Annotated in this window: 26 protein-coding genes; all 26 read right to left on the bottom strand. The window is 63.6% G+C overall.

Going from position 1 to position 21,394, the window contains the following annotated elements:
• Positions 1-2: 2 nt before the first annotated feature.
• The 26 genes from AC07VU_RS02385 to AC07VU_RS02260 all read right to left on the bottom strand — a co-directional run bounded on the left by AC07VU_RS02385 (position 3) and on the right by AC07VU_RS02260 (position 21,393).
• The gene (locus AC07VU_RS02385; RefSeq protein ID WP_085529977.1) at positions 3-923 is read right to left on the bottom strand and encodes a gp53-like domain-containing protein; all 921 of its coding nucleotides are present in this window, start codon (positions 921-923) and stop codon (positions 3-5) included.
• A 157-nt stretch (positions 924-1,080) separates the two neighbouring features.
• Positions 1,081-1,572, bottom strand: a complete 492-nt coding sequence (locus tag AC07VU_RS02380) for a phage tail assembly chaperone (RefSeq protein ID WP_274305723.1) — start codon at positions 1,570-1,572, stop codon at positions 1,081-1,083.
• Positions 1,572-2,492, bottom strand: a complete 921-nt coding sequence (locus AC07VU_RS02375; protein ID WP_274305722.1) for a glycine-rich domain-containing protein — start codon at positions 2,490-2,492, stop codon at positions 1,572-1,574. Before AC07VU_RS02375 ends, AC07VU_RS02380 begins: the two co-directional genes overlap by 1 nt.
• 109 nt (positions 2,493-2,601) lie before the next feature.
• The gene (locus tag AC07VU_RS02370; protein ID WP_274305721.1) at positions 2,602-3,243 is read right to left on the bottom strand and encodes a hypothetical protein; all 642 of its coding nucleotides are present in this window, start codon (positions 3,241-3,243) and stop codon (positions 2,602-2,604) included.
• Between the two features lie 4 nt (positions 3,244-3,247).
• The gene (locus AC07VU_RS02365) at positions 3,248-4,102 is read right to left on the bottom strand and encodes a glycine-rich domain-containing protein (protein ID WP_495029475.1); all 855 of its coding nucleotides are present in this window, start codon (positions 4,100-4,102) and stop codon (positions 3,248-3,250) included.
• Between the two features lie 11 nt (positions 4,103-4,113).
• Complete coding sequence (locus tag AC07VU_RS02360) at positions 4,114-4,713, bottom strand: YmfQ family protein (protein ID WP_274305719.1); 600 nt, start codon at positions 4,711-4,713, stop codon at positions 4,114-4,116.
• On the bottom strand, positions 4,701-5,741 hold the full coding sequence (locus tag AC07VU_RS02355; RefSeq protein WP_274305718.1) for a baseplate J/gp47 family protein: 1,041 nt from the start codon (positions 5,739-5,741) through the stop codon (positions 4,701-4,703). The genes AC07VU_RS02360 and AC07VU_RS02355 overlap by 13 nt, the downstream gene beginning before the upstream one ends.
• Positions 5,731-6,129, bottom strand: a complete 399-nt coding sequence (locus AC07VU_RS02350; RefSeq protein WP_009047315.1) for a phage GP46 family protein — start codon at positions 6,127-6,129, stop codon at positions 5,731-5,733. Before AC07VU_RS02350 ends, AC07VU_RS02355 begins: the two co-directional genes overlap by 11 nt.
• Complete coding sequence (locus AC07VU_RS02345; RefSeq protein ID WP_087091407.1) at positions 6,129-6,638, bottom strand: phage baseplate assembly protein V; 510 nt, start codon at positions 6,636-6,638, stop codon at positions 6,129-6,131. Before AC07VU_RS02345 ends, AC07VU_RS02350 begins: the two co-directional genes overlap by 1 nt.
• Positions 6,639-6,750: 112 nt before the next feature.
• A complete protein-coding gene (locus AC07VU_RS02340) occupies positions 6,751-7,791 on the bottom strand; it encodes a phage baseplate assembly protein (protein WP_495029474.1) in 1,041 nt (346 codons plus the stop codon).
• Between the two features lie 3 nt (positions 7,792-7,794).
• The gene (locus AC07VU_RS02335) at positions 7,795-9,033 is read right to left on the bottom strand and encodes a DNA circularization protein (RefSeq protein WP_495029473.1); all 1,239 of its coding nucleotides are present in this window, start codon (positions 9,031-9,033) and stop codon (positions 7,795-7,797) included.
• Positions 9,020-10,972 carry a phage tail protein gene (locus AC07VU_RS02330; protein WP_495029472.1) on the bottom strand — a complete coding sequence of 651 codons (1,953 nt, stop codon included), beginning with the start codon at positions 10,970-10,972 and terminating at the stop codon, positions 9,020-9,022. The genes AC07VU_RS02335 and AC07VU_RS02330 overlap by 14 nt, the downstream gene beginning before the upstream one ends.
• 130 nt (positions 10,973-11,102) lie before the next feature.
• Entirely contained in the window at positions 11,103-11,399 is a 297-nt protein-coding gene (locus AC07VU_RS02325; RefSeq protein WP_162094511.1) for a phage tail assembly protein, read from the bottom strand.
• Positions 11,396-11,743, bottom strand: a complete 348-nt coding sequence (locus AC07VU_RS02320) for a phage tail tube protein (protein WP_007923973.1) — start codon at positions 11,741-11,743, stop codon at positions 11,396-11,398. Before AC07VU_RS02320 ends, AC07VU_RS02325 begins: the two co-directional genes overlap by 4 nt.
• Before the next feature lie 66 nt (positions 11,744-11,809).
• On the bottom strand, positions 11,810-13,306 hold the full coding sequence (locus AC07VU_RS02315; protein ID WP_009042423.1) for a phage tail sheath subtilisin-like domain-containing protein: 1,497 nt from the start codon (positions 13,304-13,306) through the stop codon (positions 11,810-11,812).
• On the bottom strand, positions 13,306-13,488 hold the full coding sequence (locus AC07VU_RS02310; RefSeq protein ID WP_007923975.1) for a DUF2635 domain-containing protein: 183 nt from the start codon (positions 13,486-13,488) through the stop codon (positions 13,306-13,308). Before AC07VU_RS02310 ends, AC07VU_RS02315 begins: the two co-directional genes overlap by 1 nt.
• Positions 13,485-14,069: a phage tail terminator protein gene (locus AC07VU_RS02305; protein WP_495029471.1), complete on the bottom strand. Its 585-nt coding sequence runs from the start codon at positions 14,067-14,069 to the stop codon at positions 13,485-13,487. The genes AC07VU_RS02310 and AC07VU_RS02305 overlap by 4 nt, the downstream gene beginning before the upstream one ends.
• A 178-nt stretch (positions 14,070-14,247) precedes the next feature.
• Positions 14,248-15,267: a phage late control D family protein gene (locus tag AC07VU_RS02300; protein ID WP_495029470.1), complete on the bottom strand. Its 1,020-nt coding sequence runs from the start codon at positions 15,265-15,267 to the stop codon at positions 14,248-14,250.
• 9 nt (positions 15,268-15,276) lie between these two features.
• Positions 15,277-15,489: a tail protein X gene (locus tag AC07VU_RS02295; RefSeq protein ID WP_023969822.1), complete on the bottom strand. Its 213-nt coding sequence runs from the start codon at positions 15,487-15,489 to the stop codon at positions 15,277-15,279.
• Positions 15,482-15,865, bottom strand: a complete 384-nt coding sequence (locus AC07VU_RS02290) for a phage tail protein (RefSeq protein ID WP_007923988.1) — start codon at positions 15,863-15,865, stop codon at positions 15,482-15,484. Before AC07VU_RS02290 ends, AC07VU_RS02295 begins: the two co-directional genes overlap by 8 nt.
• The gene (locus tag AC07VU_RS02285) at positions 15,865-18,135 is read right to left on the bottom strand and encodes a phage tail tape measure protein (protein ID WP_495029469.1); all 2,271 of its coding nucleotides are present in this window, start codon (positions 18,133-18,135) and stop codon (positions 15,865-15,867) included. Before AC07VU_RS02285 ends, AC07VU_RS02290 begins: the two co-directional genes overlap by 1 nt.
• A gap of 128 nt (positions 18,136-18,263) precedes the next feature.
• Positions 18,264-18,845 carry a phage tail assembly protein gene (locus tag AC07VU_RS02280; RefSeq protein WP_023969820.1) on the bottom strand — a complete coding sequence of 194 codons (582 nt, stop codon included), beginning with the start codon at positions 18,843-18,845 and terminating at the stop codon, positions 18,264-18,266.
• Between the two features lie 127 nt (positions 18,846-18,972).
• Complete coding sequence (locus tag AC07VU_RS02275; protein ID WP_114759911.1) at positions 18,973-19,479, bottom strand: phage major tail tube protein; 507 nt, start codon at positions 19,477-19,479, stop codon at positions 18,973-18,975.
• Entirely contained in the window at positions 19,479-20,645 is a 1,167-nt protein-coding gene (locus AC07VU_RS02270) for a phage tail sheath protein (protein WP_007924004.1), read from the bottom strand. Before AC07VU_RS02270 ends, AC07VU_RS02275 begins: the two co-directional genes overlap by 1 nt.
• Before the next feature lie 2 nt (positions 20,646-20,647).
• Complete coding sequence (locus tag AC07VU_RS02265) at positions 20,648-20,869, bottom strand: hypothetical protein (RefSeq protein WP_009042414.1); 222 nt, start codon at positions 20,867-20,869, stop codon at positions 20,648-20,650.
• A 92-nt stretch (positions 20,870-20,961) separates the two neighbouring features.
• The gene (locus AC07VU_RS02260; RefSeq protein WP_495029468.1) at positions 20,962-21,393 is read right to left on the bottom strand and encodes a phage tail protein; all 432 of its coding nucleotides are present in this window, start codon (positions 21,391-21,393) and stop codon (positions 20,962-20,964) included.
• Between the last annotated feature and the right edge of the window lies 1 nt (position 21,394).

The following is a 21,394-nucleotide window of genomic DNA, read 5'->3' as shown; positions in this document are numbered from 1 at the left end:
GGTTATCGTCCCCACACAACTATGCGCCCGGTTATACCCGCGGCCACTCTAATGGTCCCAACTTCGACCGATCTGACACGGGCGACAGCTGTTGAAGTATTTGATGAACTCAAGTCAAACGACCAGACCGTAACATTCGCACCGCCCCAACCTGCGGGATAGCCTTCGTCAGCAATACCTCCCAATATTGCATTGGGAAACTTCATGGGTAATGACAGGGACATAACGCCATTGGCGTCAGACCCACCTAACACCCATTGCTCAATCAAGCCGCTCGGATATTTCTGATAACCCGCGGTCGAAAGCTGAGCCCCATACAACGCGGAGTACTTGAGGCTAGCCGTACCATAAACGGTCCAGACTCCCCACTCCCGAACCAGATTCGCACTTTCACCACTGCTCATCACGATGGAGTTCAGATAGTTCCCTTGTGGACTGATCTGCGCACCGCTCTTGCTAGCCACGGTCACTTGCGCGCTACTACGACAATGCAAGCTGATCGTCGCGCCATCTGGAACAGTCGAGACATCCGGCAGGGTGACGGTAAAGGCGGTAGTCCCACCCAGGCCGATGGAACAACCGACATCGGCAATGGTCAGTTGCGTGCTTTCCGATATTCCTCGAGCGCTGGAGTAATTACCCAGCGCGCGCTGTACAAACTCTGGAGTAGCGACCGAACGACTCACGTCAAAACGAGGAGGTGTAGAAAAGAGTGTTGAACTGCGTAATGCACCCAGCAGTTGATCATTCGCCCCTTCGTCCGGCGTCATGCCCGCCGCCTGAACTACACCGAGAATTTCCTGGGTAACGCTATTCCCCCAACTTGCCGGAATGAGCGAGCCTGGCGTGCCGGCCAATGGCTCTTCATCAACAAACCTTCCATTCACCAGCCCTACACTGGGCACACTCTTTGGATAATCCAAGGTCTTGCTCCTGATAATAAATTCTGTTGGCCCACCTGCGGACCAGGGCCATACAGCGGCCAACTGCGCGCCAAAAAAAGCCCGCTTGAAGCGGGCGTGATGAGCGCGATGCAGATAAATACGCTGCTGATCTATTTGAAATAAACGCAGCACTCGATCAATCAGCTATCTGAAAAAAACGCACTGACCACTCTGGAATCGGCGGACGGGCGGTCATCTCGGGAAAGCTATCGGAGGCGGGCCAATCGCGCAGTGCCTGGCGATACTCGAGCAACTCCAGATACTGTTTCGCCGTCAGCGTCGTGCCCCGTCCCAGCTCCTGTTCATCATGATGGCGGGTTACCAGCCATTGGCTGTCCGTCAACACGGACTGGCGCCATTTGCGCGCCTGGTCCGGAGCATCCTTGTCAGTCGCCTTGCCCCGTACTTCGGAAGCAAGCGCCACTGCTGCCACCACGTCCACCACGGGGGAAAGCGGCGCAACCTGTTCGGGAAGGTGGATCGGCTTCCCCAGCTCAACCTCGACACCCTCAGGGACAGCGACCATCGAACTGAGAAAATCCGCGGCAAACAGCTGGGAAATCATGAAGCTGCCGGTCTCGATCAGCTCGACGACAACGTCGTCTTCGACTCGTGCATAGAGGGCCATTATTCGTACTCCCAGATTTCACAATAGGCATTGCCGCCGGCGCCACTCACATATGAAGCAGATGGATTGCTCGAGCAGCTGCCGCTGCCGCCGGAACCTCGTTGTCCCGCATTGCCATTGCCATTCACCCCGTTGAAGGGGCCGCCGCCATCGAATGGACTGGCAGCCCCCCATCCGGAAAGCAGGCCCCAATTGGGATTACTCATCGCATACCCCCCCGTTGCACCACGCGCATTGGCAAGGTTGCCACCCGTTACGACTTGGCCCCCCATGCCGCCCTGGACAAATCCAGGGGTGTTCGACACGAAGGTCAGAATCTGTCCCCCTCCTCCCCCTGCGGCGCTCATGAGGCTGCCAAACGACGCTGCGCCTCCTGCGGCCCCCGTACTGGTTCGAGCGGCCCCACCGGCGCCCAATGTGACGGGTACACCCGCCAACATTTCGGGAGTCACGTCGTAAAGACTCTCCGCATAGGCACCAGCCCCTCCGCCACCGCCCAGGCTTTGATAAGTGGCCGCTACCGGCGGACAACCGGCACCTGAGCCTCCCGCACCGACCAGACGGACCCGAATCCGCCTGGCCTTGGGGTTGGGGCGATAGACCGTGACGCCAACGGTGTCGAACTGCTTCACCGCCAACAGACGCCCACCGGCATCAGTGATGCCATATCCACTCAAGGTGGTTGGGGTGTTCTTCAGTTTGGTGAAGTCGACCAGTGCGGCAATCGCCAGCGCCAACTGGTCGTTTTTCGCTTCGTCCGGCGCCAGGCCGGCAGCCTTGATGACATTGAGGATTTCTTGCGTCACCCCGTTGCCCCAGGCAGCGGGAATCAAGGAACCCGGCGTTCCGAGAAGGGGGTTCTCATCGACAAACCAGCCATTGACCAGCCCGACGCTGGGGATACTTTTTGGATAATCCATATCATTGCCCTGCGATTTCCCTTGCTCAGGGAGCTCTGTGCGAAAAGCCGCCCACTTTGCAGTGAGCGCCATAGCATGTTTACGAAAGACAGGCCCGACAGAAACCCGATCAGTCGCCGGCAACCTTGCGAATCGCCTCGATCGCTGCCTCACAGACGTCTTTCGCAGCTTCCTGCTTGCCCTTGCTCGCCTGAGCCCGAATACGCTCTTTTGCCTGCAATCGCAGCGTGCGAAGTGCGAGCAGCTTGCTGCTGAGCTCGGCCGCCTTGGCGAGAATCTGGTCGGCCGCTTCCCTGGCGGTACGGCCTTTCACCACCCAGGCGCTTACCGCGAGGGGCACTGCTTTTTTCGGGTAGCCGGCCTCCTTGAACGCCTGGGCGTCGCTGGCGGCCTGGGCATACTCCGCGGCCTTGAGCGGATCGCCACTGATCATCTGCCGGGCGGTGTCAGCCTCTGCATCCACTCGCCGGCACAGTTGCTCCGTCTCTTGCTCCGCGGCTGCCGCGGCCTGCTGGGAGTCCAGCGCCCACTGGCTGCCATCCCAGTAGTGAGCCGCGGAGGGTGGAGGTACATCGACCCGGGTCAGCTCGCCATCCAGCACGAAATGCAGTGCATCTTTGCGCTTCCATTGTTCGGCAGTGACCGGTAGTACCTTCATGGTCGGCGCAGGAGCGGCATAGGCGAATTGATCGAGGTCCTGCCAATCGATGACTGTTCCCGAGGTCACGCAATAAAGAATCTGTTTGCTCATGTTTTCACCACTCGATCAGCATGAAACCGGGCACGCCATTACCGCCAGGCTGGGCAAGTCCGGTACCCGCGAGGTAATAGCCACCCGCGCCGCTGCCGCCTGCGCCATAACCAAAGGCTGGCTTACCAGGGACCCCGGAGGACGTACCCGACCTTGCGATACCTCCACCCGCACCGAATGGCCCGCTGGCCCCTGCCCCTCCTATACCGGCAACAGTATTGGGCGAGACATCCGTAGCATCACCTCCTGCCGGAAAGCCATTGCCACCTGGAGGACCTGGCACATAACCAGAGAGATTGACCCCAGGGGGACCTCCGTTCCCGCCAGACAGCGACAGCAGGGAGCCGGCTGTACCGACCAATGTATTTCCCCCACTGGTCGCCAATACCGCGCCATTGCCACCCACCCCGGCCGCCCCAATCACCACAGGAATGACCTGCCCCGGCGTCACGGAGACAGGAAAGCGGATAACCGGCTGCCCGGCACCACCGCCACCACCACCGGAAGCAGTCGCGCTCGTGCCTCCCGGACACGCCCCGCCCCCGCCCCCACCCGCACACCCACTCAGCCAGATCTTCGTCACGCCCTCCGGCACGGTGAAGTTGCCATTGGCGGTGAAGCGCTGAATGCCGAGCCCCGCGCTCTTGCGGCTGATGTTGCGAATCGCGCTCAACAGCTGCGTCAGGTTCGCCTCGCTGGGCGTCAGGTCGGCCGCCGTGATCACAGCCAGCAGTTCCTGGGTCACCCCATTGCCCCAGTCCGCCGGAATCAGCGAACCCGGGGTGCCGGTCAGCGGGTTCTCATCGACGAACCTGCCGTTGACCAACCCGGCACTGGGCACACTCTTCGGATAATCCATCGGTCTATCCCCTAGTCATAATTGATATGCACCCGCGTATGGGCCGGCGCGCTGCGGTGGATCTGGCATTCCAGGGCCGAGCCCGGATTCATGCCGAAACGCTCGCCCCAGTAACTCGCGCCAAAGCGGCGGCCCAGGAGCAGTCGTCCACCGGTGTTGAGCGTCCACATGAATTGCGCCTGCCAGGTGCCGAAATGCGCTTCACCAAACCGTGCGCGGCCCATGCGCGGGGCTTCGAGCTCGGTGATGGTGGCGTTCGGATAACCCTGGCTGCGGGCGATCTCGACGTAGTAGGCGAGCGCCTGGCTGCCGACAGCCAGCAGCCGCCGGCGAACGGCCAGACGGCGGTCGTCGAACAGTGGGGTCGCACCCAGGCAGGGGTCGGGCAGATTCATCACCCGCTCCCAATCCGGTACCAGCTCGCTGGCGCCCGCCGGGTCCATTTCGTTGAGCAGGTCGGCGGCGCGGGCGTCGAGGCGGGCGAGTTCCTGGGAGACGCCTTCAAGCACCTCCTCGAGTTCCGGCACCCGCTCCGGGTCCCAGGCCGGACCGCTGGGCAGCAGGCTGCGCAGCTGGCTCTGGTATTGCGCGGCGGTTCTTACTCCAGCCATACGCAACCTCCGAACGTCAGCAACTGGTTACTGGCGGCGGGAACATCCGCGGCCGGTACGCTGAGCCGGTGATCGTTCTCGCCGGCGGCACTGCTGATGGCCTCGCGGATATGGCTGATCAACAAGGTGTCGCCCAGGCCGGCCTCGCGGTTGTGCAGATCGCGCAACTGGGCCTCGACCGCCGCGCGCACCGCGCTGGTGTCCGGCGACAAGCGCAGGCTGTAGGTCACGGGCGACTGCTGCGGCGCCAGCACATGCAACTCGGCCGTCACCGGACGCAAGGGTTCGATGTAGGTCTTTACCTCCGCCAGTTGCTCGGCGTTCGGGATAGGTTGCGCATCGTCGTCGCGCATCACGAACAGACCCACGGTGCCTGGCCCCAGGTAGCTGCCACGACACCACGCCCGGGTAATCCCCGGGCACTCCAGCGCCCAGGTTTCATAGTCCTGGGCCGAGCCGCCGTGGGGGATGATGCGGTAGGAGCGGATCACCCGGGCACGCAGCGATTCCAGGCTTTCCGCGGCGACGCCGCCGCTCAGACCGGGGGCGAGCACGGTGAAGCTGTTGCCGATGCCCTGGATCGGCTGCACCGGGATCAGGCTCAGGCCGGCCTCGGCATTGCCCAGGGTGCCGGCGTCGAGGGCCTGGACGGTGGTGCTGTTGCTGCCGGCGCTGGTGGTGCGGGCGGCGGTGACTTTGTAGGTGCGGCCGTCACTGGCCTGCAGCAAGGTATCGACGTCCAGCACCGCGCCTGCCGCCGCCGTGAAGCTCACCGAACCGCTCGCCGCCTGGGCGGCCTTGCGCGGCTGGTTGAGGCGCAGCGCGGCGATGCGTTCCAGGGTCGACTCGTCGGCCTTGTCCGGCAGGATCTGATCGGCGATCCAGTCCAGGTAGCCGTAGAGGCCATAGGCGGCGCCACCGAGGGTACGGGCCAGCACTTGCGCATCGGACTGGCGCAGCGCATCGCTGGCCAGGTCGCTTTGGGTGCGCTTGATCAGCACCGGCAGCGAAGGGGTATCAAAGGGCATAGGTCACCTGCCAACTGTTATCGGGGTTGATGTCCAGGCGTTCACCGTTGGCCAGGACCAGCGTCGTGCGCAGGTTCAGGCGCTGGTCGTCGAGACGTTCGCTGATGATCTCGACCGCGCTGCAATGGCCATCGTCGATCAGCCATTGCAGGGCTTCGCGGGCATAGAACTCGGCGTCGAGCTGGGTCTGGCGGGTCAGCTTGACCCGCCGCAGCAGCCACAGCCGCGAGCCGATGCGGTCGTCGGCCACGGTGGGAAAGCTGTCGCCCCACCAGCCGAAGCGCTCCTCGTCATCCAGCGGGTCGTCGTCCGCCGCGCGGCGCCAGGTGAACAGGCTGATCAGCACGGCACGGGTCAGTGCGCGGTGCAGGTCTTGGCTGATGAACATCATTGGCCTCCCGCCGGCGCGCCGGTCTGCCCGCTACCCGACTGCACGCCGCCATGCAGGTGCTTGATCTGGCTGATGCCGCCAGCGACCTGGTCGCCCTGGGAGACGATCTTGCCGGTCTGGGTCAGGGTCGGGGTGTCGATATGCACCGCGCTGCTGGCGCGGATATTGAGGGTGGCGGTCTCGATGTCGATGATCCGCCCACGCTTGAAATGAATCTTGTCGCCCTCGTCGGTGTAGATCGCCACTTCGCCGGGGGCCAGGGCCTTGAGGCGAAAACGGCGGTCGGCGACCACCAGCACGATGGCATGGGAGCGATCGCCGCCGAGAAAGGTGGCGATACCTTCGGCGCCGGCCAGCGGGTTGCTGGTGAAGCCGTAGGGTTCGAAGTGCTCCATGTCGTCGTTCACTTCGCCGGCGGTCAGGCGCATTTGCAGCGATTGCAGTTTGTTGGCCGAGTTGGCGAGCACGACGGTGCCGCGCGCCAACAGGCGTGTCAGTAGGCTCATGGTTTTTTCCTTGCCCCTTGTGCAGGAGCGAGCTTGCTCGCGATAGCGGCCTTACAGGCACACCGTGTCGCCCCCATCGCGAGCAAGCTCGCTCCTACACTACCGGGGGGTTTTAGGCTTTAGGTGGCACGGGGCTGGCGTCGAAGGTATGGGGCGGCGCCACCTGCAGGGTGGTGATCGAGCCCTGCTCGGAGAGCGAGTAGGTGACCTTGGAAATCAGCAGGTCCTGGTCGAAACCCAGCATCGGGTCGATCACCCGGACCAGGGTGTTGTGGCGCCACAGCTCGCCGTTGCTCTGGCGCCAGCCCTGCACCTTGTAGGTGCTGGTCAGGGCCTTGCCGGTGCGAATGGCGCTTTCCCAGTCGGCCCGTTGCTGGGCCAGCTCCTGGGTCAGCTGGGCCGGTTCGTTGATCACCGTGACCCGCTTGCGCTTGGCCGTGCCGTCGCTGGCCACGCCCGACACTTCGCTGACCGCGGCGCCGCTTTTCTGGTCGTTGCCCTTGTGCTGGCCGATCACCCGGTACTCGGAAAACACCTGGCTGAAGTCCATCGGCGCGCTGGCCGAGAGGATGTTCTTGCCCAACTCCAGCACATCCACCGCGCGCCCGCCGCTGCCCGGCCGGGCCAACAGCACCCGGCCTTCGGCATCGTCGGTGGAGAACACCCGGAACAAGGTCAGCAGGCGGTCGATGGACTGGAACACGGTTTCCCCAGGCACGATGCTGTGGCTGCTCAGCCGCGTGGTTTCCGCGATCTCGCTGACCACCCCGACGCCGTAGGACGCGGCCAGGGCCTGGACGATTTTCAGCAGGCTCTGCTCGCGCCATTGGCCGGGCTGGTTGATCGCCGCGCAATCCACCAGGTCCTGGGTCAGGGAACTGCCCTCGATGCTCAAGCCGATCTGCCGACCGTCATAGCTGATCGGCGCCTTGAACACATGGCCGCTGAGCAACAGCTCGGCGCCGATCCGCACCTGGCACTTGGCGCCGGGACGGATGCGCTGGTCCAGGGTCTGCCCTGGCCATTGCCAGGTCACGTCGAGCTTGAAGGTGCGAAACTGCCGCTCCAGGTCGGCGCTGATTTCCACGCTTTTCCAGCCGCCGTAATCCTGGCCGTCCACCGTCAACAGCACCCGGTTATCGAAGTTGCCCATGGCTCACTCCCCCGCCACTTTGACGTTGGTTGGCGGCAGGAAGCCGGGATGGGCCACGCCGTTGCGCTGCTGCACTTCGGCCGCCCGGGTAGCATCGCCAAACAACCGATAGGCAAGCACCACCGTCGGCAGGCTCTGCATCGGGTTCTTGACCACCAGCCGCACTCCGGACGAAGCCACCGCGGTGAGGTGGCCGTAGACCAGCTGGCGCAGGCCGTTGAGCACCTCGTAATGCAGGGCGTCGGCTTTTTCCGCGGCCTGCCAGATCGCCTCGTTGATCGCGTTGCGCAGCGCCAGCACCTCATCGGCCACCGGCACTTCCGCGCGGGTCACCGGCTGGATCGCCTGCTTGGCCAAAGGCGGCGTGCCGCTCAGCTTGACCGCCGGGGTTGCCACCGGCAGCGAGGCCACGGCCTGGGCAATCCGCACCAGCACGGCGTCCTGCACCAGGTCGGCCATGGCTTGCGCCGCGGCGGTGGTGTCCTTGCCGGTGGTGAGTTTCGGCGTGTCGATCTTCTTCACCGCCTCGACCTGCTGCGAGACATTGGCCAGCACGCCGCGGTAACCGTTGCGCGCATAGTCCTTGAGGTCCTTGATGTCCCCCAGCAAGCCCTTGAACTCGGCGCTCACTTCCTTGGGCAAGTCCTTGATCGCCCGCACCAGCAGGTTGAGATCGCGGTAGGTGTCGATCAGCGGCTTGAGCTCCTGCTCGATGGTCTGGTAGACCTCCTTGAGGCTGTTGCGCAGGTCGGCGATGCCGATGCGCGCGGCCTTGACCAGGGTCATGGCCTCCTCGAAGCGGCGCACCGCCGAGCCGATAAGGCTGTCGGCCGACACCAGCAACAGCTGGCGGGTGTTGACCGTGGCGCTGGGGAACTGCAACGGCTGGTCGGGGTAGAACTTCAGGGTGAAGGTCACCAGGCCGCCTTCCTGGCGGCTCTGGGTCATCTCGCATTCACCGACCTTGACCTGCAGGCGCCCCAGCCACGGGTGCACCAGTTCACCGCTGCCCTCCTCCAGCGCCTGGAGCAGCTTGTCGCGCTGCTCCAGGCAATCGGCGCCGACGATGAACGCCGTCAGGTCGTGGGTCCGCGCCTGCTGCCCCAGGCTCTCGTAGAACGGCAAGTCACGCTGCGGGTACTCGTGCAACTGGCCCTTGTGGCCGACCGGGGTTTTCGCCTGGTCGACCCAGAACCCGACGCCACGAAACGACGCCGGCAACAAACGATCACGCCAGCTCATTGGAACCTCCTAGCGAAAGTGAGCGGTAGCCGACACGCGACGACAACGCCACGCCGGGTTGGTTGATTTGCGGCGCACTGGTACGCAGGCCCGCCGGGGCGTTTTCGAAGCTCACCGTCAGCCCGCCCTGCAATTGCGTGCGGTTGTTGGCCGCGCTCTGCTGCAACAGCGAGGTGGAGCTTTGCGGCAGGCCGGCGGAAAGCGCCGAAGAACCCGGCGCCGGCTGGCCGCCACCGAAGAACGCCGGCGCCAGCGCGCCTTTGCCTTCGGCATTGGTTTGCCGCTGCGCCTCGGTGAGGTTTTCCACCTTGCCGGTGACGCGGGCGACGAAACCGGCGAAACCACCGTCGAACAGTTCCCTGATCGGTGCGATCACCGCCTGCAGCCGTTGCCACAGGCCACTGAACCATTCGGTGATCGGCTCCCAGTTCTTGATGATCTGCCCCAGGGGCGACCACTCGAACATACCGCGCATAAACTCGATGGCCGGCGCCGCCAGGGCTTTCAACACCTCCCAGAGGGCCGCGAACACATCGCTGATGGGCTGCCAGTTGGCGATGATCTGCCCCACGGGCGACCACTCGAACAGGCTGACAAAAAAGTCCTTGATGACCTGCGCCGCGCTTTTCAGGGTTGCCCAGATGGCGTCGAAGTAGGTGCCGATCGTGCCCCAGTTATTGATCACCATCCCCAGTGGCGAGGTATCGAACAACGTGACGAAGAAGTCCTTCACCTGTTGCGCCGGACCTTGCAGGCCGGCCCAGAGCGAAGCGAAGTAAGCGCTGATCGCGCCCCAGTTGTTGATCACCATCCCCAGTGGTGAGCTGTCGAACAGCCCGATGAAGAAGGCCTTGACCCGCTGCGCCGGACCTTGCAGGCCGGCCCAGAGCGAGGCGAAGAAACCGCTGATCGCGCCCCAGTTGTTGATCACCATCCCCAATGGCGTCCAGGCGAACAGGCCTTTGAGGAAGTCCATCGCCGGGACGGACAGCGCCTTGAGCAACTCCCACAGCGCGGAAAACAGGCCGCTCAGGGGCGTCCAGTTTTCAATCACCAGCCCCAGCGGCGTCCAGGAAAACACCTGCTTGAAGAAGTCGATCACGGACGCGGCCATCGTCTTGAGCTGCTCCCAGAGGCCGGCAAAAAAGCCGGTGATCGCTCCCCAATTGGCGATCACCATCCCCAGCGGGGTCCAGCCGAAGACGGTCTTCAACCCCACCATCAGTTGCGCGGCGGCGTCCTTGATGCTTGCCCAGAGGGTGACAAAAAACGCCGACAGCAGCTCCCAGTTGGCCACGATCAGGCCCGCCGCTACCGCGATCCCCAGGGCGATCAGGCCGATGGGCGAGGCCAGCAGGCCGCTGCTGAACAGGGTCACGGCGGACGAGGCCAGGGTCATGGCGCCGCGGATCGCGGTGAAGGCCAAGGCGCCGGCGGCGAGGCCCTGGACCAGCTGCGGGTTGCTTTCAATGACCTTGGCCACAAAGCCCAGCAGCGGTTGCACGGCGGTCACTACCGAATTGACCGCCGGCAGAAGCGCGCTGCCGAACTTTTGCGAGATGTCGTCGACGCTGTCGCTGAACGCCTTCAGGTTAGTGCCCGTCTCGCCCAGCACATCCTTGGGCGGTTCGATGCCCTGCGCCACCAGCTTGGCCCGCGCCGCCTGGTTCTCGAATTCGATGGCGGAATTGACCCCCGCCACGAAAGGCGCGGCCAGGCCACCGCCCTTGATCAGGCCGGAAAAATCCAGCCCGCCCAGGCCGCTGTCTTCGATGCTTTTCTTGAAGCGGCTGACTTTCGAACGCACCTCGCCCAGTTCGGCGTCCAGTTTCTGCATGCCTTGCATGACCACCAGCATGTTCACCGTGGTCTGCACATTGGTCACGCTCAGGCGCTGTTTGATGCTCGTCTGATTCAAGCTTTGATTGATGTTCGCCATCACTGCACCTGCTGCATCGCATTGATCCGTTGCGCGTGCTCCAGGGACTCCCGGAGCACATCCAGTGGCCTGGCCATCATCTGTTCGGGGTCAACCTTCCAGAACCAGGCCAGGTCATAGGCAACCGCGATCAGGTCGCTGATGGCTCCGATGCCGCACTCATGAAAAAACTCGCGACCGCCCAGCTCAGGGCGTTGAGGTCAGCCAGGTCCATCTGGTTGACCGAGGACGGAGGAATGCCGGCACAGACCGCGATGTACTTGGCCGCGACGTCCATGTCGAGGCTGACTTCTTCGCTCTTGTCGATCTTGTACGGCAGCGCCTTGATCGCCCGCACCTCCTGCACCGTCGGGCGGCGCAGGGTCAGTTCGGTCAGCGGTTCGCCGTGGGCTTCGATGGCCACACGCAGCTTTACGCTATCGCTCATTGCCAGGTCCCCTTGATGCCTTCGAACTTCAGTTCGATGCTCGCGTCGTCACCCTTGGAAACCGGTTCTTCCACCAGGTAGGCGCCAGCCAGGACGTAGACCTTGCCGTTGCTGAACTCGCAGGTGACGGTCATGTCGGAACCGGCCACCAGCTGCTTGAGCGGGAAGTCCGGGGTGTGCAGCGCCGTGACCTTGAAGGACGGGGCAATGTCGGTTTCCTTGTAGAAGCCCGGCACGATGGTTTCCCGTTTCACGGACATCAGCGGCGCTTCGCAGCCGCCGTTGATGGTCAGTTGAGCGCCGTCCACTTTGACGTAGCAGGTGCCCGCAATCAGTTGACCCATGGTGTTTCTCCCAAAAAATGAGCCCGCACCAGGCGGGCTGGAAAAGCGCAGTGAAAGAGGCTCGGCTTAGGCCGCCGCGTCGTACTGCAGACGGAATTGGTTGAGCAGCGCGAACACACGCAGACCGTTGATGTAGTCCGGCGGGAACAGCACGTTGACCCGGCTCGGGTCCTGGCTGTCGCGCTCGACGATCAGGTGCTCGGCGAACAGCTCGGCGTTCTCCACATGGCCTTCCAGTTCGAGCTTGGCGTACTGGGCGATCAGCTCGCCGCGAATGGTGCTCGGGGTCACGATCGGCTGGCCGGCGCCGAAGCGGGTACCGTCGGCGGCCAGTTTGTGGCGCCCGTACTTGCTGGTGATCACGCTTTGCAGGCGGCGCACGATAAAGGCCGACTGGTGCATGGTTTCGCTGTCCAGGTAGGAGTTGTCGGCCTGGCCGTAGGCGTTCTTCTGGTAGGTGGTGATCGAACGCTGGATGCGCACATAGCCGCCTTCGTAGTAGGCGGTGGCGATGCCGTAGCTGAGCAGCGATTGACGCTCGGTCAGGGTGAAACGCTCGCTGGCCGGCGCCGGATCGACGCCCGGCAGGCTGCCGCTCTGGGTCGGACGGCTGGCATCGGCGGAGATGAACACCGAGGTGCGCGCGGCCAGTGCCGCGGCCTGCACCCAGAACGGCTGCGGTACGCCCGGCTCCAGGGCCTGGATGGTGATGTGCTGGTCGTTGCGTGCTTGCCCTGCCGCCACCAGGGTGCCGACGGTGCCGCGCTTGGCGCTGTAGACGTGACCGAACAGTTGCTTGGCCCAGGACCAGCGACCGGTGCTGTCGTCCATGACGGCTTGCCAGGCGTTGAGGGTCGCGGTGTCGGTCCACGGCATGCAGATGAACTCGAAAGGTTCATCGCCCAGGGCCGCCAGTGCGGCAACCTGATCCGGCACGCCGGCGCCGCCGGCCATTTTGCCGACCGTCACGCTCAAGCCGGCCGGGGTTTCTTCGCCATTGCTCTTGCCCAGGCGGTTGAGCTGCAGGCTGATGTCGTTCGCGCTGTCGCCGGTCCATTTGGCGGTCAGGGTCAGGGTGCCTTCGACCGCCTCGGCGCTCACTGGCAGGTCGGCGGCGGCATTGATTTTCAGCGCCAGCGCGCTGGCGGCCTGAGCCGCGGTGGCGGCGTTGACGATGGCGGCCTGAACCCGCACACCACCGACATACAGGTTGAGCACGCCGCTGGCGCTGGCGGTGCCGGTGAACTTCAGCTCAGCCTTGGCCACGCTGCCTTCGACGTTGTGCAGCGGCAGGCACCAGATTTCACCAATCGGATCGGTCTTGCGCCAGGTCTCGTACATGGAGGCGAGCATCGAGCCCTGACCGCCGATACTCTTGGCCAGCGCGACGCTGGACACCAGCACCAGCTTGCCGGTTTCGGCCGGCGCGACGTTATCGTTGACCTGGGCCACGATCAGTCGGCGCATGGCCGAAGAAGCGCTATTGGCCGCCGAATTGTCCATCTCGGCGTAGAACAGCGGCACACGAATGTCCGCCGGAATATTGCTGAATCCGATCGCCATTATTTGGCTCCTTGTGGTTTGGCCGCCTTCGCGGCCTTGAGGGTGATATCGCCATCGGCCAGACGCCGGCGCCACCAGGCGTTGTCGTCGACTTCACGGCCTTCCAGCGGCAACAGGTCGCCGGCTTCGGGGTCCGGCACGGCGCGGCCCGCGGCCGGCAGCACAGTGATGCGTTTGCTCATTGCGTTACGTCTCCTGAAAAAGTCATCTCCAGGCGCCCGTCGGGCCCTGGGCGTTTCAAATTGGGGTCCGCCGGGTCGATGGCATCGACCCGCACCGTGACCCCGGTAAAGGACGGCAAGCCATCCAGTTCACGCTCACGCCAGGTTTCCGCCGGCTGGCTGGCCAGGTTGCGTCCCAGCTGGAACTCGGCGAAAAAGCGCAGCTGATAGAACAACCGCGTGGCGCTGAGCGAAACCAGCTCGCCACCGTCGTATTCGATCGGGTTGTAGTCCGCGCCCGGCTTGAACCCCACCAGCGCCCGCCACAACTCGGCCCGCAGGCTTTCGAGTTGCTCCAGGGCCTGCCGGCCGTCGCTGGCGTCCAGCACCAGGGTGATCACCAAGCGGTCGCGAATGGCCTGGCGGGTAACGTTCTGCCCGGTGCTCGGGCTGGCCAGATCGGCGATCGGCGTCACATGGGCACTGGGGGTGGGCAACGCGGTATTACTTTGCAGCAGCGCGAGATCGACGCCGACGGCCACCTGATTGGCCAGGCCGGGGCAGTGATCGCGCAGTTGCGTGAGGATCGGAGTGATCTTCATGAAGAAGCTCCAGAATCGAATGAGATAAGAAAACCTGGGGGCTACCCGGCAGCCCTTGGCGGATGCACAAAGGGCGAACGCTCCCCTCCCCCACATAGGCTTGAGGTTTATCAGGGGCTGACAGAGGAGAAGGTTGCGGACGGCCAGAGAGATCAGGCCGCCGTTGAGCCGGGCAAACTCAGTCCGGCTGGGGCTCCAGGCATTTGGCCGAGAGGGTGCAGCGATAGCCCTGGGTGCGGGAGCCGCTGGAGGTCACCTTCTTGATCGACCAGCGTCCCCGCATGAAGCCGGGCCAGGTGTCGTCGAGCAGGACCAGCCCCTCGGCCGACAACGCCGGGTTGCCAGGGCATTCGATCTGGATATTGCGCGCCTCACGTTCCTGTCTGCGCATCTCGCTGACGGCCGCGGCCAGGGCTTCCTGCTCGCTGGCCCGACGCTGGCCCAACTTGTTGAAGGGCGCGGTACCGACCTGCACCACTCGCTCCTTGGCGGCGGCGCTGTCCCACCAGGTGCTTTGGCAACCCTGGAATTTCGAGCGGCTTTCCTCATCGACCTTGGCCGAGATGAAGGCCGAATCCCCCGGGCGGTTATCCCGGGTCACCGACAAGCGCACATCCGGCAGCGTTTGTCCCGACAGGGACTTGACCTGACCGCTGCGAGCCAGCACATACAGGCCGTTCACCGGTTTGGTCACCGCGCCGTACTCCCTGGCCAGGCGCGTCAGAAAACTCATGTCGGTTTCGTTGGACTGATCGACATGAGCGATCTGTACCCCATCGAGCTCCGGCGCTACCCGCGGCGAAAACCCGTGGCGGGTGACCAGTTGACGAAACAGCGCGCCGAGGGTGATCGGCCCGTAGCTGGCGGATCGGCGGCGCCTGAAACCCGTCTCGTCGCTCTCCTTGAACGGCGCGGCGGTGGCCACCAGCACCAGGCGCATGGGGTACAGGAAGGGGGTGCGCCGGGCAATGATGAACTGCCCCTTGTCCACCATGCCCGACTCCAGGTAACCGACCCGCAAACCAATGCGGCCGCCCAGGCTGGGCAACCCGTCGAGCCCTTCGGTATCGAGGGTCAGGGTCAGTTGATCGGATTCGATTCCGGCCGCGTCGATGTGCTGCCATTGCACCAGACGCTCATTGAGCAGCGCCGCGTTGGCGCCGTAGATCTCTACCAACGGCGTAAATCCAAGTGCCATGTCGCCTCCTTAATCCCAGGCCGATACTGGCGTCGCGAGTACCGGCCGGGTCTCCAGCTCGGGTAGTTTCACCCAGAGCCCCGCCGGCAGCACCGGCCCATGCTCGGCCAGCCCTGGGTTGAGCCGCCAGAGTGCTTCCTCGGCGGCATCGTCGTTGCGACCAAGCTCGCGGTAGAGCAACAGGTTCACCGAATCGCCGGCAATGCTTCTGACCTTACGCATTGATGAACTCCGTCAGTTCTATGACCCAGTCGTTGACCATCGCCGTGCCGTCATCGATCACGTAGCTTTGGCTCTCGGACACACTGTCGATTCGCCACAGGCCCCAGTTACGGCCGATGCCATCGACCAGCGGCAGCGGCACCCGCAACGCCTGCAAGGCACGCAACTCATCGAGCCGCGTCATGGCGATCGCACGCATGGACTTGCCACTGATTGTCAGCCCTTGCAGGCCCTGACCGGTCTGGCTGGATTTAGGCTTGCTGGTGAGAATCTCCAGGCTCACCCAACCACCACCCGACTTGCGCACCAGGGAGCTGTAAGCGAACCCCCGCGACTGGCCGAAAATAAAACTGCCCAGCACCATTTGCTGTCGCATCAAACACCTCCATCGCTCAGGGCGGCACCGCGTCTTACCGCGAGTGGGTCGGTCATCATCAAGGGTATGAACTGCGCCCTGAGCTGTTGCAGCACGAGGTCGGCAATATGCTGGGAGCTGGCTTGATCGGGCCCGCTGATCTGAATGACCGGAGCGAAGGTGATCGGCGGGTTGACTGCCTGACCGGCACCCGCCGGGTTCGCCAGCTGGCCGTCCACCAGGTCGTTCTTGACCTGCTCCGGCGAGCTGAGGCGATCGACCAGGGCACCGAGCTTGTCGCCCAGGCTGGCGCCATAGTCACCGCCATAATAGCCGCCGAACAGTCCACCGACGGCCGCACCGAGAGCCGTTCCGATGATGGGCACGACACTGCCGATCGCCCCGCCGAGGGCAGCCCCTGCGGAAGCCCCCGCCCAGCCGCCACCGGCGGTTCCCAGGCCAGAAGCGAGCATCTGGGTATCGCCGGTCACCAGGCCTTCGGCGACATCCACCGCGGCGCCGAGGTACTTCGCCGGCCCTGGAGCCCTGCGGCTCAAGGAACGAACCGAGGCCTGCGACCCGGACAAACCAAAAGCAAAGGACGAACCTGCACCTGGAACAGCGGCCGTGGCGTTCAGCGCTTTCTGGGCAGCCTTTTTAGCGGCCCTCTTTGCGGCCTTGCCTTTGGAACGTTGTTCCTGGGGAACATCTATGCTCGGACCGCTCGGGGAACTCGGAGCACTGGGACCGCCCGAAGAACCTGGAGCGCCGGGCTGGCGAGCGCCTGCACCGTCAAGGATGCGTTTGGCGCCGCGGTTGAACACCTCGTCCACCACCGCCTTGGCCTGCTTGCCGATCAATGGCGCCAGCGCCGCGCCGAGCAGCACGATGGCGGCTGTGACCTTGGGAAAGGTTTCGGCCAGTTCGCTGAGGCCATCCACCAACTCGCCAAGAGGAGTAAGCGTACTGTCGACTACCGGTGCCAACGCGTTGCCCGCGGCAGTGGACAGTCGCTCGGTGCGTGCCTCGAAGGTGTCCCAGGTGGTTTTCTGGGTCTTTGACTGCGCCAGCGCCGACTCCCGTGCCGAGCCGTGGTAATTCGACTCCGAGGGGACATCTGGGTCCGAGCCGGCTACCCGGGAGAAGGTCTGCTTAACGTCATCGAGATTCTGTGCCAGACGCAGCACCGCCTGATCGCCCTCGGCAAACAATGCCGTGGCCAGCGTCGACCGCTTCTCGGCGGGCTGCCTGTTCAGAGCCTGCAGCACAGATGCCACAGTTCCCCCGGCATCCTCGCGCAAGCCCCCGGCCACTTTCGCCGGGTCCAGTCCCAGCGCCTTCCAGGCCGCTTGCTGAGTCGCCGTTGCCTGATCGCCCTTACCCAGGGTCGTGACGATATTCTTGAGCGCACCGCCGGCATCGGCCTTGGACGTATCGCTGTTGAGCAATGCCGCCGTGAGGGCCGCGGCCTGCACCGGCGCTAGGCCAACCGAGGTCGCCGCACTACCATGACGCTGGAGGATGGCTCCGATATCAGCCGCCTCGGCGTCACCGGGGGCTTTACCCAGGTGATTGGTCGCATCCGCCAGATCCATGGCCTGGTCGGCGTTGAGCTTCATCGATGTGCGCCAGCCGGCCATCATCTCCCCGGCATCCGTGCCCGACATCTTGAATGCCGTCGCGGTGATTGCGGCAGCATCGGCAAAGGCCAGCAACGCCTTTTGCCTGGCTTCACCCGAGCCTTGATCGCTACCGATCCCCGCCTTGGCCGCCGTGTATTCGATCCTTACCAAATCGACCGCCTTGGTTCCCCCGGCAGCAATCTGTGGAAGCGCAGCCATCCGCTGGTTTTCCATAGCCATTGTTTCGCGATCGCGCCCCTGGAAATCGACCAGGCGCCCCAGGTCGGCCATCGCCGAGTCCATGCTGATCGCAGGTTTGAGCAAGTCCGGCGGCTCGATGCCGCCGCCTGCCTTGCCCGTACTTTTTTGCTGGCCTGCCTCGCCCTTGGCGCCACCAGCCTGGGTAGCCGTAACCGCCTGCCGCAGACGTTGCGACGACAGGGTCAGGTTCAGGGCGTCGAGGCTGGTCACCAGCAACCCGATATCGGTGCTGAGGGTATCCAGCGCCCGGTCAAGGTCGGGTAGCCGGTCCTTGGGCAGGGCTGTCAATCCACCCGACGGCGCGATGCTCGCGACGGGCGTGTTCAGGTCGACCGACCTGATGTCACCGAACGTCAACCAGCCTTCCTTGACGGCGGTGTACTTGAGCGAAAACTTATCGTCCGCCATCCCGCTCTACTCCTGTTTCACGCCAAGGCGAGTGATCGCGATGTCGTAGCGGCGCAATGCCTTGCCGGCGTCCCACTCCAGGATTTCCGCTTCACTCACCGAGTAAATGAGCGGCACCACATCGAGTATCACTTCGATGTCGCGCTCCGAAAGAAGGCCGCCGGTTTGTTTAAAAAATCGTCGATGCGTACCTGCAGCTGGGTCCAGTCGGGCACCGTCAGCTGGGCAAGATCGGGAATCATCAGGCCGGTGCAGTGGGCGGTGATGAACTCGGCGCGTTCCTTGGCCGTCTTGAGTTTTTTCATCGCTTTGGTCGCCCGCAGCGCCGGCATTTCCAGGGTCAGCGAGGTCACGTCCTGGCCGGCCACGGCCAGCGGCAGCAACAGTTGCACCTGGTCCGGGTTGTCCTCGTTGATCTCGCCCTCGGCCTGTTTGAGGAAGTGGGCGGTCGGACGGGTCGACATCTCGTGAACGTACTGCGCAATGCTCACGTAATCCGGTCGCTTGAGCTGATCCAGCTCTTTCACCGACAGGCCGGTGGCCAGCTTGGCCAGCTCGAAGAACTGATCGTCCTCATCGTCGCCGGCACGGGCCAGCGCTTCTTTCTGCGCGGCGTAGAACAATGGCTTGAGCTGAATCTGCGCGATCTGCGACTCATCGTCGGCGGTGATCGGGCACAGCAGGACATGGATCGGAGGCGTCCAGGACATGAATGAATTCCTATGTGAAAGGTAGGAGCGAGCGGGCTCGCGACAGGAGATGAACAGCGCTTGCGATGCGGGCTGTCAGGCCGTCATCGCGAGCCGGCTCGCGCCTACAGAGGGGAAGTGTCGCGGGTTACGGCATCAACACAGCGCGGCGCGCATCACCGAGGATGTCGACACCATTGAGCATGAACTTCTGGGTACGTACGTCGATGTCGATCACCGGCACGCCGTTTTCCAGGCGGTTGTAGGTACGGCAACTGAGTTCCAGATTGGTCTTAGGCTTTTCACCCATTTTCAGTTGCGTCTCTTCCAGGGACTTCAACTTGCCGCCGACCGTGTGGTAGGTGAAGTAGGTGTTGCCATCCTGGTCCTGGCCGGCTTCACGCACATTCAACAGAATGTCGTCGCCCACGCTCACGCCGAGGGCGAGCATGATTTCCGGGCCTACGCCCTGGAGGGTCAACTTGGCGTTGAGCACCTTGCCGCCCTTGGCCATTTCTTCGCCGATGAAGCGCCCGCCGCGCATCTCTTCCATGTCGAATTCGATCTTCGGCGGGGTGAACTCTTCCACGGTCGCCGACAACGGCAGGCCTTGCAGGGTGGCCGCGATGGCCTGTCTTACGCGGTTGGTAAACATTAGAGAACATCCTCCAGGAACTGCTCGATGATTTCATCGCGGGCGTTGAGCTGATACACCATGTGCTCGTTCGGCGCGTAGCGGCCGTAGTCGATGACCACGTACCAGGTACCGTTCTTGTACTTCTCGACGCTGTTCAACTCGGGGTGCAGGTACACGCTGCCGCCCGGGATGGTTTCGTCGGCGACCAGGGTCTGCAGCCAGTCGTTGATGCGCTTGACCTCCTGGTCCATGAAGGACTTGGTCAGGTTCTTGGCCATGGCTTTCTGCCCGGCCTTGACCAGCTTGCGGCTGATCGCATCTTCCAGGCCGACATAGCTGATGAACTTGCCGGTGATGGAGCGGTTACCCAGCAGCGAGAAGCCGCCGAGCACGGTGCGGGCGTAGTAGCTGACGCCGTAGCGGTTGAGCAGGTCGCCCTCGGTCGAGGTGTCGAGGATGTTGTATTCCACGGTCCGCGAGACGTCTTCGGCGAAGGTCACCTGGTTGCCCGGGCTCTCCCACTGCTTGACCTTGGCCAGCGCGGCGATGGCCAGGCTTGACGGCGCCAGGAACACGTTCTTCTTCGCCGCCTTGGAGTACACGGCCGGCATGTTGTGCACCACCAGGCAGCGGTCGAAACCCAGGTCCGCGCCGCCCAGTTCCTTGCTGTAGGTCACCTGATCGGCGACCGAGGCGTCCTTGCCGTCGAGCACCACACGGGCCTTGATGCGCTTGCCGAAGGCAGCGAACTCACCGGCCACCGCCTTGGTACCGGTGAAGCCCGGCGCGCCGATGATGGTCAGGTCTTCCGGGACACTGCCCAGGGCAGCCAGGCCGAGCTTGCGGCCGGTGGTGGCGTCGACGCCGCCGATCACGTTGTTGACGGTGTCGGCCGGGGTCGCGCCCTCTTCAACGATCACCACATAGACCGGGACCTTGACCACTTTGAGGATCTGGTACACCGCCTGGAACAGGGTGCCCGACTCAGCGCCGGTCGGGTCCAGCAGGGCCTGGGTGGTGAAGCTGTTGATGCGGAACGGCGCATTGCGCGGAATCAGCGGGTCGGCCTTCGGCGCGGTGCCGACCAGACCGATGACGTTGTCACCCAGGCCACCCATGGCCTCGGGGGATTCGGTGGCATTGACGGTAATGCCGTTGTGCTCGAAGTTCAGGACCTCAGCCATGGTTATTCAGCCTTCTTGGCAGCGGCTTTTTTGGCCGCGGTGGATGGGGTGGCCGGTTCGGCCGGTTGGCGCGCCGCAAGGACGCTGGTCAGTTCCAGGCGGCCGGCGGCACGCAGGGCACTGGCCTCGACGTCGAGCAGGTCGAGCTGTTGGTCGACCTTCGACCAGTGGCCGCCGCCGGTGGGGAACGGCACGAGGACGGTGTAGGTTTGGCGGTTAGCCATTTCAGTCTCTCCAGATACGAAAAAGCCCCAGGTGAGTGGGGCTGTTGGGTGTTGCTTTGCGGACAAGAAAACGCCCCGACGATGCGGGGCGTTTATTCGAGTTGTTCAGCCAGCCAATCGGGCGCAGAGGGGCGGTGATCGATCAACGGAAAGTCACCCGACTCGGGCCAATCGCGAAGAGCACGACGGAATGACTGCAATTGTATGTATTGCTCCATTGAGAGGGTCGTTTGCCCCCCCTCCTCTTGCTCGTCACGGTGACGAATAACCGCCGCGTCCGTTAGCAAAAGCCTCTGAGAACGCCAGAAGCGTTCAAGTGCTGCCGAGCGCTCGATAAGATCGACCTCAGGTGCTGGCAAAACCACAACACGGCCATCCTTGACAGAAAGTAAATCGCCTGGCTGACGAGCCATGGCCGCGGTGAAATCCTCTTCAAAAACATCAATAACATCGTCTGGAATATCATCTTTCCGATAACCAAAGTCGTCAGGATAAAACTGTCCCTTAATTGGGCTGAATTTCATG

It is taken from the genome of Pseudomonas sp. GW821-FHT02B10 (genome assembly GCF_059421865.1).
This window is presented reverse-complemented; position numbering and strand designations above follow the sequence as displayed.

What these genes read in the sequence shown, in the direction of transcription:
- AC07VU_RS02295 (WP_023969822.1), bottom strand. Translation starts at nt 15,489, where the DNA reads ATGCGTAAGGTCAGAAGCATTGCCGGCGATTCGGTGAACCTGTTGCTC.
- AC07VU_RS02260 (WP_495029468.1), bottom strand. Translation starts at nt 21,393, where the DNA reads ATGAAATTCAGCCCAATTAAGGGACAGTTTTATCCTGACGACTTTGGT.
- AC07VU_RS02315 (WP_009042423.1), bottom strand. Translation starts at nt 13,306, where the DNA reads ATGGCGATCGGATTCAGCAATATTCCGGCGGACATTCGTGTGCCGCTG.
- AC07VU_RS02270 (WP_007924004.1), bottom strand. Translation starts at nt 20,645, where the DNA reads ATGGCTGAGGTCCTGAACTTCGAGCACAACGGCATTACCGTCAATGCC.
- AC07VU_RS02285 (WP_495029469.1), bottom strand. Translation starts at nt 18,135, where the DNA reads ATGGCGGACGATAAGTTTTCGCTCAAGTACACCGCCGTCAAGGAAGGC.
- AC07VU_RS02340 (WP_495029474.1), bottom strand. Translation starts at nt 7,791, where the DNA reads ATGGGCAACTTCGATAACCGGGTGCTGTTGACGGTGGACGGCCAGGAT.
- AC07VU_RS02265 (WP_009042414.1), bottom strand. Translation starts at nt 20,869, where the DNA reads ATGGCTAACCGCCAAACCTACACCGTCCTCGTGCCGTTCCCCACCGGC.
- AC07VU_RS02320 (WP_007923973.1), bottom strand. Translation starts at nt 11,743, where the DNA reads ATGGGTCAACTGATTGCGGGCACCTGCTACGTCAAAGTGGACGGCGCT.
- AC07VU_RS02305 (WP_495029471.1), bottom strand. Translation starts at nt 14,069, where the DNA reads ATGAAGATCACTCCGATCCTCACGCAACTGCGCGATCACTGCCCCGGC.
- AC07VU_RS02310 (WP_007923975.1), bottom strand. Translation starts at nt 13,488, where the DNA reads ATGAGCAAACGCATCACTGTGCTGCCGGCCGCGGGCCGCGCCGTGCCG.
- AC07VU_RS02335 (WP_495029473.1), bottom strand. Translation starts at nt 9,033, where the DNA reads ATGAGCTGGCGTGATCGTTTGTTGCCGGCGTCGTTTCGTGGCGTCGGG.
- AC07VU_RS02330 (WP_495029472.1), bottom strand. Translation starts at nt 10,972, where the DNA reads ATGGCGAACATCAATCAAAGCTTGAATCAGACGAGCATCAAACAGCGC.
- AC07VU_RS02375 (WP_274305722.1), bottom strand. Translation starts at nt 2,492, where the DNA reads ATGGATTATCCAAAAAGTATCCCCAGCGTCGGGCTGGTCAATGGCTGG.
- AC07VU_RS02380 (WP_274305723.1), bottom strand. Translation starts at nt 1,572, where the DNA reads ATGGCCCTCTATGCACGAGTCGAAGACGACGTTGTCGTCGAGCTGATC.
- AC07VU_RS02365 (WP_495029475.1), bottom strand. Translation starts at nt 4,102, where the DNA reads ATGGATTATCCGAAGAGTGTGCCCAGTGCCGGGTTGGTCAACGGCAGG.
- AC07VU_RS02355 (WP_274305718.1), bottom strand. Translation starts at nt 5,741, where the DNA reads ATGCCCTTTGATACCCCTTCGCTGCCGGTGCTGATCAAGCGCACCCAA.
- AC07VU_RS02350 (WP_009047315.1), bottom strand. Translation starts at nt 6,129, where the DNA reads ATGTTCATCAGCCAAGACCTGCACCGCGCACTGACCCGTGCCGTGCTG.
- AC07VU_RS02360 (WP_274305719.1), bottom strand. Translation starts at nt 4,713, where the DNA reads ATGGCTGGAGTAAGAACCGCCGCGCAATACCAGAGCCAGCTGCGCAGC.
- AC07VU_RS02345 (WP_087091407.1), bottom strand. Translation starts at nt 6,638, where the DNA reads ATGAGCCTACTGACACGCCTGTTGGCGCGCGGCACCGTCGTGCTCGCC.
- AC07VU_RS02280 (WP_023969820.1), bottom strand. Translation starts at nt 18,845, where the DNA reads ATGTCCTGGACGCCTCCGATCCATGTCCTGCTGTGCCCGATCACCGCC.
- AC07VU_RS02290 (WP_007923988.1), bottom strand. Translation starts at nt 15,865, where the DNA reads ATGCGACAGCAAATGGTGCTGGGCAGTTTTATTTTCGGCCAGTCGCGG.
- AC07VU_RS02300 (WP_495029470.1), bottom strand. Translation starts at nt 15,267, where the DNA reads ATGGCACTTGGATTTACGCCGTTGGTAGAGATCTACGGCGCCAACGCG.
- AC07VU_RS02325 (WP_162094511.1), bottom strand. Translation starts at nt 11,399, where the DNA reads ATGAGCGATAGCGTAAAGCTGCGTGTGGCCATCGAAGCCCACGGCGAA.
- AC07VU_RS02370 (WP_274305721.1), bottom strand. Translation starts at nt 3,243, where the DNA reads ATGAGCAAACAGATTCTTTATTGCGTGACCTCGGGAACAGTCATCGAT.
- AC07VU_RS02275 (WP_114759911.1), bottom strand. Translation starts at nt 19,479, where the DNA reads ATGTTTACCAACCGCGTAAGACAGGCCATCGCGGCCACCCTGCAAGGC.